Origin of the sequence: Ruminococcus sp. OA3 (assembly GCF_022440845.1) — a bacterium.
Taxonomy (GTDB): Bacteria; Bacillota; Clostridia; order Lachnospirales; family Lachnospiraceae; genus Ruminococcus_G.
In genome coordinates this window covers 1863710-1877509 of record NZ_JAKNTO010000001.1, presented here as the reverse complement: position 1 = coordinate 1877509, position 13800 = coordinate 1863710, and the positions used below count along the sequence as shown (strand labels likewise).

The 13800-nt window shown below is 45.4% G+C and carries 7 protein-coding genes and 3 rRNA genes; 1 reads left to right on the top strand and 9 read right to left on the bottom strand.

The annotated features are described in order from the left end of the window. Positions 1 to 7: 7 nt before the first annotated feature. The 7 genes from MCG98_RS08570 to MCG98_RS08540 all read right to left on the bottom strand — a co-directional run bounded on the left by MCG98_RS08570 (position 8) and on the right by MCG98_RS08540 (position 11317). A complete protein-coding gene (locus MCG98_RS08570) occupies positions 8 to 1075 on the bottom strand; it encodes a sugar ABC transporter substrate-binding protein (RefSeq protein WP_240301603.1) in 1068 nt (355 codons plus the stop codon). Between the two features lie 275 nt (positions 1076 to 1350). Next, a complete protein-coding gene (locus tag MCG98_RS08565; protein WP_240301602.1) occupies positions 1351 to 2199 on the bottom strand; it encodes an AraC family transcriptional regulator in 849 nt (282 codons plus the stop codon). 1235 nt (positions 2200 to 3434) lie between these two features. Beyond that, positions 3435 to 3800, bottom strand: a complete 366-nt coding sequence (locus tag MCG98_RS08560) for an SdpI family protein (protein WP_240301601.1) — start codon at positions 3798 to 3800, stop codon at positions 3435 to 3437. 584 nt (positions 3801 to 4384) lie between these two features. Continuing rightward, positions 4385 to 7278, bottom strand: a 23S ribosomal RNA gene (locus tag MCG98_RS08555). 532 nt (positions 7279 to 7810) lie between these two features. After that, a 5S ribosomal RNA gene (rrf, locus tag MCG98_RS08550) occupies positions 7811 to 7928 on the bottom strand. 292 nt (positions 7929 to 8220) lie between these two features. Further along, positions 8221 to 9852 (bottom strand): 16S ribosomal RNA (locus MCG98_RS08545). Together the 16S, 23S and 5S rRNA genes form the textbook arrangement of a ribosomal RNA operon. A gap of 382 nt (positions 9853 to 10234) precedes the next feature. Further along, positions 10235 to 11317, bottom strand: a complete 1083-nt coding sequence (locus tag MCG98_RS08540; protein ID WP_240301600.1) for an NlpC/P60 family protein — start codon at positions 11315 to 11317, stop codon at positions 10235 to 10237. A 537-nt stretch (positions 11318 to 11854) separates the two neighbouring features. Here MCG98_RS08540 and MCG98_RS08535 point away from each other — a divergent pair. Beyond that, positions 11855 to 12061 carry a hypothetical protein gene (locus tag MCG98_RS08535; protein ID WP_240301599.1) on the top strand — a complete coding sequence of 69 codons (207 nt, stop codon included), beginning with the start codon at positions 11855 to 11857 and terminating at the stop codon, positions 12059 to 12061. Between the two features lie 67 nt (positions 12062 to 12128). Here MCG98_RS08535 and MCG98_RS08530 read toward each other — a convergent pair whose 3' ends face one another. Both MCG98_RS08530 and MCG98_RS08525 read right to left on the bottom strand, forming a co-directional pair. After that, positions 12129 to 13349, bottom strand: a complete 1221-nt coding sequence (locus MCG98_RS08530; protein WP_240301598.1) for an FAD-dependent oxidoreductase — start codon at positions 13347 to 13349, stop codon at positions 12129 to 12131. After that, positions 13346 to 13798, bottom strand: a complete 453-nt coding sequence (locus tag MCG98_RS08525; RefSeq protein ID WP_240301597.1) for a 4Fe-4S dicluster domain-containing protein — start codon at positions 13796 to 13798, stop codon at positions 13346 to 13348. The genes MCG98_RS08530 and MCG98_RS08525 overlap by 4 nt, the downstream gene beginning before the upstream one ends. Positions 13799 to 13800: the final 2 nt, after the last annotated feature.

Here is a 13800-nt window from a genome sequence, read left to right as displayed (position 1 = left end):
TAAACGACTACTCTCCAAGATATCCTTTCAGAGTATCCAGACGTTCCTGTGCATTGTCTTTTGTAACAACATCACATCCTGAATCTGTAAACTCTTCAAGTTCTTCACCATTCAGAGCTTTTACTGCCTCTTCCACTGCCATGTATCCCATATTATATGCTTCCTGCGCTACAGACATGGTAAGTTCATCATTCAGAATTGCTTCACAAGCAGTTTTATCACCGTTGAATCCTAAAAAGATCGTATTGGCATACGCTTCATTTGCAGCTGCTGCACGTGCTGCCGCTACTGCCATATCATCATTATTGCAGCAAATGATTGCAACACCTTCAGGATGGTTCTGCATGATCGCTTCCATACTGTTAACAGCCTTGTCCGCTACAGCATCAGCGTACTGGGTTTCATCTGCAAGATATGTACCGCCTGCTTCTTCAATGCCCTTCTGGTAACCGGTCATACGCGCTGTTGCTGTGGAATCACCCTGGACACCAGTGATACAGATTGCATTAACCTCTTCCCATCCTGCTGCTTTTGCCGCCTCAACGGCTGCTTTTCCACCCATCGCTGCAGCATTTTCATTACCTGTTCCAACAAATGTTCTGATTTCCGGAGCTTCAATTAATGTATCAAGCGCAATGACAGGTTTCTCTTCACCTGCAATCAGCGTTGTTACCATATCAGCCTGAAGCGGAGAGATTACAAATGCATCATATGCCCCGGAGCTCAGATCCGTCTCGATCATATTCTGCTGCTCATCAAATGCGGTTTCAGATGTAGGTCCCTTTACATCAACTGTGATGCCAGGATTCTCTGCCGCATAAGCATCACATCCTGCTTTTACAAAGTTCCAGTACTCTGCAGACAAAGTCTTCAAAATAACACTGATGTTATATTCTCCTGAAGCGCTATCTCCGCCGGCATTCTCAGCCTCTGCATCTGCACCATCTGTGCTGGCTGTTTCGCTGTCTGTGCTTGCCGGTTCACTGGTACTGCCGCTGTCACTTCCGCCGCCGCATGCCATCAAAGACATTGCCATCATCGCACCCATTACAACTGCCAAAACTCGTTTCTTCATTTCTTTTACCTCCCTTTAATTATTCGAGGCACGGTCATCGTCAATTTTAACAATTACCTGCTTTATTTCCCCGAATTTATGTAAACATTTTACCATTAAGATTTCTGCCATTTAATAAGAAATCTTATCATATGCATGTGATTTTTTACTGTTTAATTTCCTTTTTCCTTTAAAATACGCGTTTTATTCGTGTGCAGGTGCACACTTCTATTGCAAAAAACTGCCCCGCATATAGCTGAATAGTATTATATGCAGAACAGTTCTTTATTTTATCGCTACCATTTATATTTTCGAAAATTAATCGGTGATATTCCGATCCGCTGGGTAAAAGAATTGCAAAAATTAGATTCGCTGTGATACCCTACTTCATATGCAATTTCCTTGATTGGCATGTCCGTAGTTTTGAGCAAATGTTTCGCCTTGTTTATTCTAACAAGAATAATATATTCATAAGGAGAATAACTTGTTTCTTTCTTAAAAATTCTGGAAAAGTGACTGGCACTTAAGCCTACATGATTTGCTACAAGATCGAGCGTGAGACCCTCCTTTATATTCTCACGAATATACTCTTTAGCCTTGTTTATAACATTGCCGCTCGCTTCATGTCCATGATCTTCGGCCTCTGAAAACAGCAGTACGCACAGACATTCATATATATTTCTGGAATTTTCCTCTTCTTTTATAGTCAAATCGTTCTGATAACAAGATATGATAGATGACATGCTTTTATAGATTTGTTCCGCTGAACTTCCCTTAAATACAATTCCTTTTTTCTTTTCCCTATACTGAAGATAGAATTCTCTGGTATTGGAACCGTCAAAGTGAATCCAGGAAAACGCTACGAATCCTTTGGCATAATATGTATGGTGGACGTGACAATTAAAGAATGCCGCCTGGCCTTCCTGAATCAGATAGGTACTTCCCTCCGCAGACACTGCCAGCACCCCTCTTGTAACATACAGCAGCATATAATTTCCGTAATTTTCACGCTCTATCCGGTATCCATATTCGCAAAAATAAACACCACAGTCTGTTACATAATATAAAAGCTTCTCCGCCATCTCTGAGATATCTGGATGAAATGCTTCTGATCCGCTGATGATTCCTTTGCCCTGTACGAGCATGCTGACAACTCCTTCATTTTTTCAGGTTACCCCAAAAACAATAATATGCTGGAAATATATCATTTTATGTCAACAAGCTCCATACAAAATCCTATCATCTTTTTGCTAATTTATGTCATTTTCTTGCTGAATCCTACTATAAGAAGTCACGCCTGTCCTCTTTTTATCATCTACGTATTCTGCCGGGTACGTTTGCTTTATCTGAGACAAATGTATGATATAAGCATTTTCAATCAGCCATCATCCTTTTAGATACTATAGCAGCCACCCTATTGTTTCCCTGCGCCTTTCCCCTGCTAACCCACAGCGATTGAGGATACGTTGCGTCGCCAATCCGCCAACGTCAGTTTCTGCTAAAATGTGGGATACGTCTTCTTTTTCCATAGCCCACGAATACATCACCAGTACCGCTTCCGTCATGCAGCCAGGCAGCGGTGTCGCTTCGAGACGTTCCTTTCCAGGGTCATCTATTTATCTCTTCTTTTTCTGATACTCCACATGACCGTAAGTATTACAGCAGCTATAACAACTGTAAATACGGCTCCTATCTCAATACTTAAATACCAGGGAGCAGACTGCCATACGTATCGATCCGGATTTGTTTTATAGTCATAGTATTGGTAAATACTGAGCCCGATAAAAGCTGCCGGTAAACACCATAACAGCCCTTTCAATATATTATATAATTTATTCATTACTTCCCCACGGAATTTTTATATTTCGGTCTATTCGTCCGATAATACTGCCCCTGAATGCATTTTAAGAAAAATTTTATCTTTTAACTGGACACCAGTTTCAGATATATGTGGTATGCCATAGTGACCTAAAAAATAACTATAAACATTTTCTTTGCTGCTACTTTAAGTTTTCCCGTATAAAAACCAGCCAGTAAAATATTCGATTATTGCCAGCACAGCCAAACTGAAGAAAATGAGTTCTTTTAAACTACAAATCAAGAACCACTTCACATCATTGCGAACAAAAAAACCAGTCCAAGTGCAAAAAGCCGAGGTACTGATTCTCTGTAATTCTAAACCACTTAACCATAATTTCTATTCCCAGCACTCTAAAATTCGCTGGTCCCATTTCACCTTTTCCATTCAGTATATGCAACTTTTATTTTTATTAAAATAGAATTGATGATTTCCCGAATAAGCACCACATTTATCAGAAATCATTAAGTCATAGATCCTACAATTAAATTACGGGTTGTAGATAAAACGGAGATTGTAATTCTATTTTCGTTGTCCTGTTTTTGTAAAAACTTTTTTTAATTGAATCTCCGTAGGAATAACTGTAAGTGCCAGAATAACAATTTGGGTAAAGACCCAATAGGTAACTAATGTCTCAAAATTCGAATAGTTTCTAATATAAATTAAAAATGCAATAGTTCCAATAATCAGTATTATTCCTATGACAAAACACATTCTCCCCCAAATTTTATGTGCATAACACCAGGTATCCTGATTTAGCTTTGCCATAGCTGTACGATAGCCAGATAACCCCTGTATATCTGCCGGCGGCTTTTCACTCCATCTCTTGCCCAATAAAGTCATAGATAGCGGAACCAGCAAGGAACATATAAATAAAAATGCAAACATCTGTATCCCTCCTCGCTGTTTTTAAAATCTAAATGGAATAACATCTCTGCACCATAGCCTATCGAATCTGTGGCATAATTTTTGTTTTCTCTTTACAAAAAAACAGCGATAATTCTTTCTGACATTTGATATCGTAAAGTTAGTACACAAAACAACTCAATACAGAAAAACACCATTGCCTATAAAAAGAATACCATCTAACCACTTTTCTGACAAGCGTTTTTATGATGCTAATCCCTCCAAAGGGATTCCAGATTACATAGGATAAACGGAGGTGTTACTCCTGGAGCCATCAGTCCACTCTAAGTTTCTTATAATTAAAAAAGCAATAGCCAACATCTGTCTACAGACTTTGCTATCGCTCTAATTCATTATGTTTTGATATACCTTCAAAACCGCATACACTATTACATCCATCCACGCTTCTACCGTCTTCTTTCGGGTCATTCGATCTCCGCTTCTCTTGCTTCCTTCTGCTTATGCAGGGGAAGTTCGATCCCGCTTCTCTTACTTCCTTCTGCTTATGCAGGGGAAGTTCGATCTCGCTTTGCTCTATCGAACGACCTTCGCACGCTTCGCGTGCTCAGGTCAAACCCTCGACCGATTAGTAGCAGTCAGCTCCATACATTGCTGCACTTCCACCTCTGCCCTATCTACCTCGTCGTCTTCAAGGGGTCTTACTACTTTACGTATGGGATATCTCATCTTGAGGGGGGCTTCACGCTTAGATGCCTTCAGCGTTTATCCCTTCCCGACTTGGCTACCCGGCCATGCTCCTGGCGGAACAACCGGTACACCAGTGGTCAGTCCAACCCGGTCCTCTCGTACTAAGGTCAGCTCCTCTCAAATATCCTACGCCCACGCCGGATAGGGACCGAACTGTCTCACGACGTTCTGAACCCAGCTCGCGTACCGCTTTAATGGGCGAACAGCCCAACCCTTGGGACCTACTACAGCCCCAGGATGCGATGAGCCGACATCGAGGTGCCAAACCACTCCGTCGATGTGAACTCTTGGGAGTGATAAGCCTGTTATCCCCAGGGTAGCTTTTATCCGTTGAGCGATGGCATTCCCACTTAAAACCACCGGATCACTAAGTCCTACTTTCGTACCTGCTCCACCCGTCGGTGTCGCAGTCAAGCTCCCTTCTGCCTTTGCACTCTGCGAATGGTTTCCAACCATTCTGAGGGAACCTTTGAGCGCCTCCGATACCCTTTCGGAGGCGACCGCCCCAGTCAAACTCCCCACCTGACATTGTCCCCCAGCCGGGTCACGGCTGTTGGTTAGAAATCCAATACTGCAAGGGTGGTATCCCAACATTGACTCCACACAAACTGGCGTTCGTGCTTCTTCGTCTCCCACCTATCCTGTACATGCAATACCGAATCCCAGTATCAAGCTGGAGTAAAGCTCCATGGGGTCTTTCCGTCCTGGCGCAGGTAACCAGCATCTTCACTGGTACTTCAATTTCACCGGATGCATTGTCGAGACAGTGCTCAAATCATTACGCCTTTCGTGCGGGTCGGAACTTACCCGACAAGGAATTTCGCTACCTTAGGACCGTTATAGTTACGGCCGCCGTTTACTGGGGCTTAAATTCAAAGCTTCGCCTTGCGGCTAACCTCTCCTCTTAACCTTCCAGCACCGGGCAGGCGTCAGCCCATATACCTCACCTTTCGGTTTTGCATAGACCTGTGTTTTTGCTAAACAGTTGCTTGAGCCTATTCTCTGCGGCCATCTTTCGATGGCACCCCTTCTCCCGAAGTTACGGGGTCATTTTGCCGAGTTCCTTAACAATGCTTCTTCCGTCGGCCTTAGGATTCTCTCCTCATCCACCTGTGTCGGTTTACGGTACGGGTACACGGTAAACAATAGCGGCTTTTCTTGATACATGGCTCATGCACTTCCCTACTTTATTTCGGTCCGCATCACGCCTTCGGATTGTAAGGCGGATTTGCCTGCCTTACTCCTACCTCGCTTGCCCCTGGATTCCATTCCAGGGTTGCACTTTCCACATATGTCCCCACAGTTCTGTTACCTTGCAGTACAGGAATCTCAACCTGTTGTCCATCGACTACGGCTTTCGCCCTCGCCTTAGGCCCCGACTTACCCAGAGCAGATCAGCTTTACTCTGGAAACCTTGGATATTCGGCCGAGAGGATTCTCACCTCTCTCTCGCTACTCATTCCGGCATTCTCTCTTCAAGACTCTCCACGGCTCCTTACGGTACCGCTTCTTCGCGTCTTCAATGCTCCTCTACCGATGGTATTGCTACCATCCCACGGCTTCGGTGTTGTGTTTCAGCCCCGGACATTTTCGGCGCAGGACCTCTCGACTAGTGAGCTATTACGCACTCTTTGAATGTATGGCTGCTTCTGAGCCAACATCCTAGTTGTCTTCGAAATCCCACATCCTTTTCCACTTAACACACACTTTGGGACCTTAGCCGGTGGTCTGGGCTCTTTCCCTTTTGACTATCCAACTTATCTCGTATAGTCTGACTCCCATGAATCATCTTACTGGCATTCGGAGTTTGATATTCTTCGGTAAGCTTTGACGCCCCCTAGGAAATTCAGTGCTCTACCTCCAAAAGACTCTCATGAGGCTAGCCCTAAAGCTATTTCGAGGAGAACCAGCTATCTCCGGGTTCGATTGGAATTTCTCCCCTATCCACACCTCATCGCCACCCTTTTCAACGGATGTGCGTTCGGTCCTCCATTGCCTTTTACGGCAACTTCAACCTGGACATGGATAGATCACCCGGTTTCGGGTCTACTCTGACTGACTTAATCGCCCTATTAAGACTTGGTTTCCCTTCGGCTCCACACCTTGAAGTGCTTAACCTTGCCAGCCAGCGTAACTCGCCGGACCGTTCTACAAAAAGTACGCGGTTCCACCTGTAAAGTGGTTCCACAGTTTGTAAACACAGGGTTTCAGGTTCTCTTTCACTCCCCTCCCGGGGTCCTTTTCACCTTTCCTTCACAGTACTATGCGCTATCGGTCACTAAGGAGTATTTAGCCTTGGGGGGTGGTCCCCCCGACTTCCCGCAAGGTTTCTCGTGTCTCGCGGTACTTTGGATCCTGCTCGCTCTCGCCTGCTTTCGTATACGGGGCTTTCACCCTCTCTGGCTGGCTTTCCCAAAACCATTCTACTAGCATTGAAGTCACTTTCTGCAGTCCGTAACCCCAGCATGCACGCATGCTGGTTTAGGCTCCTTCCATTTCGCTCGCCGCTACTTTGGAAATCGATGTTTCTTTCTTTTCCTCCGGGTACTTAGATGTTTCAGTTCCCCGGGTTCCCCTCCATACGTTATGAATTGGCGTATGGATACATACCGTTTGGGTATGCAGGTTTCCCCATTCAGAGATCTCCGGATCGTAGGATATTTGCTCCTCCCCGAAGCTTTTCGCAGCTTATCACGTCTTTCATCGGCTCTTAGTGCCAAGGCATCCACCCTGCGCTCTTTCTTGTTTGACCTTCCTGCTCCAATAGCGTTTGGAACAGTCGGTACTTGCGATGCTTTCGCATCGAGCGTTTCGTTTCATTGCGTTTACAATGTTTGATTCACCACATGCATCTCTGCCTGTGGTTCCTCGGATGTCTTTTCCTATCTCTAACGTTTCTTGCTTATCAGCTTCGCTGATAAGAGATGTTATCAATATAGATATTTTCGTATATGCGGTTTTCAAGGTACATACGCGAAACACTTCCCTGATGGGAACACAGGAAACAAGGTTTGTGCGGTCAGGTTCGCCTGTCCGTGCAAAGATTCTTTCATGTATTGGCATGTAATGTCACGACTGAGGGATCTTTGATCCCGATGTCCGCTCACATCGTCCGCCTTCGTCTCGCCGGCTGTTTTATCAGCCATCAGAAACAACAAACTTCTTTGTTCTCTCTGATCACTGGTAAAACCAGTTATCGGAAGTTCGCTTCACTTTGCTCAGCGAACGACCCAAAAAACTAAATTCATCCTTCGCTCTCGCTCGGATTCATTAACTTTTTTATGGTCTGGCAGCCACCTACTCTCCCACACCGTCACCAGTGCAGTACCATCGGCCGCTTAAGTCTTAACCATCGTGTTCGGGATGGGTACGGGTGTTTCCCCCAAGCGCATCGCCACCAGAAGCTTTGAACACTTAGCGAGGCCCTTTCGAGCTTAGTGTGAAAGCTGTTCCACGTCAGTGGAACTTCTTCTGCTTACGTTGTGTAGTAAGCTGCTCTTTTTTTTCCTCACCAGTGCGTTATCTTCGGAAGTTCGATTCACTAAATTCGGTCTTCGCCTCACGGCTCGCCCTCATTCAGTTCCTTCGAACTAAGTTCGCACGAAACTCATGCTTCCCTTCGGTCGCATTCCTTAAGTGCTCTACTTACGATAACTCAACAGTAAAACACATCTCTCTACTTCTTCTTCCTTAGAAAGGAGGTGATCCAGCCGCACCTTCCGATACGGCTACCTTGTTACGACTTCACCCCAGTTATCGGCTCCACCTTCGACTGCTCCCTCCCTCATCACTAAGCACGATCCGCTACGTTTTCTTAAAACGAATATTAGCTTGCTTCGCAATCTAATCTTCGTACATAGCTCCTCTCTCATGCTTACTGATGAGGGTTGGGTCACAGGCTTCGGGCATATCCGACTCCCATGGTGTGACGGGCGGTGTGTACAAGACCCGGGAACGTATTCACCGCGACATTCTGATTCGCGATTACTAGCGATTCCAGCTTCATGTAGTCGAGTTGCAGACTACAATCCGAACTGAGACGTTATTTTTGGGATTTGCTGACACTCGCGTGATCGCTTCCCTTTGTTTACGCCATTGTAGCACGTGTGTAGCCCAAATCATAAGGGGCATGATGATTTGACGTCATCCCCACCTTCCTCCAGGTTATCCCTGGCAGTCTCCCTAGAGTGCCCAACTTCACTTGCTGGCTACTAAGGATAAGGGTTGCGCTCGTTGCGGGACTTAACCCAACATCTCACGACACGAGCTGACGACAACCATGCACCACCTGTCTTAACTGCCCCGTAGGGAAGGCCCCGTTACGGACCGGTCAGTTAGATGTCAAGACTTGGTAAGGTTCTTCGCGTTGCTTCGAATTAAACCACATGCTCCACCGCTTGTGCGGGTCCCCGTCAATTCCTTTGAGTTTCATTCTTGCGAACGTACTCCCCAGGTGGTATACTTATTGCGTTTGCTGCGGCACCGAAGGGCTTTGCCCCCCGACACCTAGTATACATCGTTTACGGCGTGGACTACCAGGGTATCTAATCCTGTTTGCTCCCCACGCTTTCGAGCCTCAACGTCAGTGATCGTCCAGTAAGCCGCCTTCGCCACTGGTGTTCCTCCTAATATCTACGCATTTCACCGCTACACTAGGAATTCCACTTACCTCTCCGACACTCCAGCTTAATAGTTTCCAATGCAGTCCAGGGGTTGAGCCCCCGCCTTTCACATCAGACTTACTATGCCGTCTACGCTCCCTTTACACCCAGTAAATCCGGATAACGCTTGCCCCCTACGTATTACCGCGGCTGCTGGCACGTAGTTAGCCGGGGCTTCTTAGTCAGGTACCGTCATTTTCTTCCCTGCTGATAGAGCTTTACATACCGAAATACTTCTTCGCTCACGCGGCGTCGCTGCATCAGGGTTTCCCCCATTGTGCAATATTCCCCACTGCTGCCTCCCGTAGGAGTTTGGGCCGTGTCTCAGTCCCAATGTGGCCGGTCACCCTCTCAGGTCGGCTACTGATCGCGGGCTTGGTGGGCCGTTACCCCACCAACTACCTAATCAGACGCGGGTCCATCGTATACCACCGGAGTTTTTCACACCGAGTCATGCGACTCTGTGCGCTTATGCGGTATTAGCAGTCATTTCTAACTGTTATCCCCCTGTATACGGCAGGTTACCCACGCGTTACTCACCCGTCCGCCACTCAGTCACATAATACTTCTTTCCGAAGATGTCCGTTTTATGTGCTTCGTTCGACTTGCATGTGTTAAGCACGCCGCCAGCGTTCATCCTGAGCCAGGATCAAACTCTCAAATTAAGTGTTCGTTCCAGTTCAAGATAACTCTTGGCTATCTTATCCCTTTTACTGTTGGTTTTGACTTTTCGTCAATTTAATGAAATTCTTTTTTTAGAATTTTCAAGGATGTGTTTTACTGTTCAGTTATCAAAGTTCGTTGTTTGCTGTGCTTGTCTGTATCAGCGACAGCTATATTAGAATAGCACGGGTCCCCCCATAAGTCAACTCTTTTTTCCATTTTTTTCAAAATTTTTTAATTTTCAAAAATTCATCAACAATTTATTTATTTTAGCACAATTTGCTCTGTGAATACGTTCACCGGAATTGCAGTAACTTTACCGGATATGTGCAGCAAAAACCGCGGGCCGACAAAGACCATTTCCCTGTCAGCCCGCAGTATTTATCATAGTGCATAGCTGCTCATCCGGACAAACTTTGCATCAAGTAAATCACTTTCATTCAGTGCACGTTTTACAACCCCGCAGTTACACACGGTACCTCTTTCGTGCTGATTACATTCAAGTTTTGCTGTACACACTGTCGGGCCCCCGCACTCTGAGGCAACCACCATATCATTTCCAAGATACAGCAGAATATGCTGATACTTCCCATTACCATAAACACAGCAGATAGCGTCACCCGGCCTAAGCTCCTCTCTGCTGATCTCCTGTCCATAGGCTGCAAACTTATCCGCACTTAGATCTGCCCCAAAGTCATAGCCATTTTGGGTATAAGCATACATCAGAAGCCCGGAACAGTCCACACCACCATCCTCCGGTCCGTTGCCTCCCCAGATATACTGTCCCCCAAGCAAAGAGAGCGCACTCTGGCATACTGGCTGGTCATACACAGTCACACTGCACTGTTCTATATTCTGGCCGACACGGGCTGTGATCACCGCTGTCCCCTCTGCATGTGCCATTACTTTCCCCTTAGACACTGTTACAACGGCAGGGTCAGAACTCTTCCAGCCGATAAGTTTAGAGTCCGTCGTATCAGCAGGGCTACAGGTGACATACAGATTCGCAGTGCTGTCTTTGAGCAATACCAGCTCTGTTTTCGAGAGGGTAATAGAATTTATCGGATTCTTCTTACTATATTTAACGGATACGTCTTTTTTTCCCGTTTCATCAACCCAAGCCTTTCCAGCCCAGGTTGCTGTAAGCATCCTCCCATCAGACCCCACATAGTAGCCATCCACCCAGGTATTGGCTTTTAAACTGCCGTCATTATCTTTTCCAAAATAATACCAGCCGCCATCTATCTGCTGCCAGCCTGACACACGATAACCTTCGCCGTTAAAATAATACCATTTATTATCGACTTCTCTCCATTCATTGACCGGCCATCCGCTGTTCACATTTTGATACCACCATCCTGCATCATTCTGCTGCCAGCCTGCACCCTGCACTGGAATCCCTGCAGTTACTGCCGCAGTAAAAGTGAGCATTAAAGTCAGCATCACGGTTCTTGCTCGTTTTCCCATGCATCAATCTCCTTTTCTTTTGCGTCTATCATCTCACGATTTCCTGGAAAGCGCAAGGATAATGCCTGGATCTTTCTTCCGATAGCCAAAACACAAACCAACTGACAAAAGAGCAAAAACGTCTCACAATGCAGTCGAAGTTGCTCTTTTATTTAGGAATAAATTTCGTATATAATTTAAGATTATCCGCATAAACACAATTTTTTCAAGGAATTTGAAGTTGCAAAAATCATTCATTTTACAACGAATTTACCACGATTGAACAACTGTGTATCTCCCGTTTTCATTCACATACCTTGCTTACTTTATTAGGACGTTGATTTCAGGTATGAAGTCGTCAATATCAATCATCAGATATTAAAGAGCAGGGAACAAGGCTATTATATCGAAACGCCTAAGATGAAAAACGGAAAACGGGATAAGTCAGGTCAGGTATTTTAGAGAGTTACCAAAAACCAGTCAAAGACTAAACCATTTGAGATAGACGGATACAGAATGAGACGCTCCAAGTGATTGAACATTCCACAGAAGGATAATATGCAGGAGCTTGATATGGAGCTTGTCTCCATGCCTGGCTATGTAGAACCAGAGGCACAGAAAAGAAGAGAAAGTGATATCATCTTAAACCATCTGAAAATCCAGCCTTGTAACTATCAGAAGATTGCTTTAGACGGTGGATATGAAAAGGCTGGTAAAAGCAGCGTGAAAGCACTGGATTCTGCCAGCCTTTTGTCTCTGTCCTAAATGATGCTATTTTCGTTCCTAAATTACGGATTTGTCAACAGGTCCAACTTGAAACAGACTCTTGTCGTCAGGATGCATAAATATATTGCCCGTCTTCCATAACACCATAAAAATCTGCAAAGTCAAGCTGAAAAACATCTTTCCCTTCAGGAAGTAAAACCTCATTTTTAATCAAATACTGATAAATACCCGAATAGTCAATATTCCCCTGCAGCAAAATGCTTTTCAGTCTGCCGTCACGGACAATGGCTTTCTTATATCCCTTGCTGTCCTCACTGACCAAAATCTCATCACCGTCCTCAGCAATGCCATTGCCGATCGACAACGTGACCAGTCCGAAGAAATTCATCGTATTTTTCATCGCATACCGGTCAACATAATACGTCGTCTTACCACACATGTTATACGCCGCCGTCTGTCCCTGCTTCATGGCATTTGGCCAGATTCCGGAAAGGCCTGCCACATCGCCTGCTGCATAAATATCACTGCACGAGGTTTTCAGACATCCGTCGACTGTTACCGCTCTTTCCACCTGAATCCCACTGTCCGTAAGAAATCTGACCGCCGCACGGACGCCAGCTGCTACGATTACCAGATCACAGCATATTTCCGTTCCATCATCCAGCAGGACACTGGTAATACGGCAGTTTTCATCCATCTTCGTCTCTGACGCCCTTCTGCCCAGAATAAAACGGCACCCTGCTGACTCAAACAGTTCACGATAAGCCTTTCCGGCGGTCTCGTCCAGTTGGAGCGGCAAAATTCGATCTGCCATCTCTACCACATTCACCTTTATTCCCTGTTCTAAAAATGCATAGGCCGCATCCATCCCTACAAGTCCGGAACCAACGATCAGAATTTCTTTTGCTCCTCTGGCGCAGTTGTCAATGTCCTGTGCATCTTTTAAATCCCTGAGTCCAAAGACATTGGTAGCATTGCGGAAGTCCCCAACAGGCGGAATAAAACTCTTTGCCCCTGTAGCAATCAACAGACGGTCATAGGATACCTGGCCTCCATTGTTAAGATAAAGTGTCTTGCTTTCCGGTACGATTTTCTCCACGCTGCATCCCTTTACCCATGTAATATCCTGGCTGTCAAAAAAATCCGCGGGCATAAAGTTCAATGTATCTTCATCACGTTCATGACTCAGATACTTGTGCAGCATACATCTTGAATGTACATGTTCATCCTCTGAGATCACGACGATCTCCCCATTCGGTTCACATTCCCGTATTGTCCTGGCCGCCGTCATTCCTGCAGCCCCTGCTCCGATAATAACATATCTCATTCTTTCACCTCCCTGACATAGATTGCCTGTGTCGGACAGGCTTTTACGCAGCTTGGTTCTTCCCCGTGATCTGCACAAAAATCACACTTCAAAATCCTGGATTTCGTTTTTGTATCCGGCTTCAGTACCCCATACGGACAATTCATAACACACATAAAACAGGAGCCACACTTTTGCTCATCATATTGAACGTAGCCGCTCTTCGGATTTTTAGAAAGTGCACCGCTCATACATGACATTACGCATTCCGGCTGATCACAGTGCCGGCAGAAGATAGGTTGATATCTACCGACCGCCTCCATCACAACATGATTGCGTGATTCATTTTCCACATCTGTAAGTTTCAGGTCATAAACCGTTCCGGAGTCTTTTCGATGTGCCTGCATGCATGCAGTCGTACAATTGAGACATCCATCACACTTATCCGCATCAATAAAAATTCTTCTCATAA

What these genes read in the sequence shown, in the direction of transcription:
- MCG98_RS08540 (WP_240301600.1), bottom strand. Translation starts at nt 11,317, where the DNA reads ATGGGAAAACGAGCAAGAACCGTGATGCTGACTTTAATGCTCACTTTT.
- MCG98_RS08565 (WP_240301602.1), bottom strand. Translation starts at nt 2,199, where the DNA reads ATGCTCGTACAGGGCAAAGGAATCATCAGCGGATCAGAAGCATTTCAT.
- MCG98_RS08560 (WP_240301601.1), bottom strand. Translation starts at nt 3,800, where the DNA reads ATGTTTGCATTTTTATTTATATGTTCCTTGCTGGTTCCGCTATCTATG.
- MCG98_RS08535 (WP_240301599.1), top strand. Translation starts at nt 11,855, where the DNA reads ATGCAGGAGCTTGATATGGAGCTTGTCTCCATGCCTGGCTATGTAGAA.
- MCG98_RS08530 (WP_240301598.1), bottom strand. Translation starts at nt 13,349, where the DNA reads ATGAGATATGTTATTATCGGAGCAGGGGCTGCAGGAATGACGGCGGCC.
- MCG98_RS08525 (WP_240301597.1), bottom strand. Translation starts at nt 13,798, where the DNA reads ATGAGAAGAATTTTTATTGATGCGGATAAGTGTGATGGATGTCTCAAT.
- MCG98_RS08570 (WP_240301603.1), bottom strand. Translation starts at nt 1,075, where the DNA reads ATGAAGAAACGAGTTTTGGCAGTTGTAATGGGTGCGATGATGGCAATG.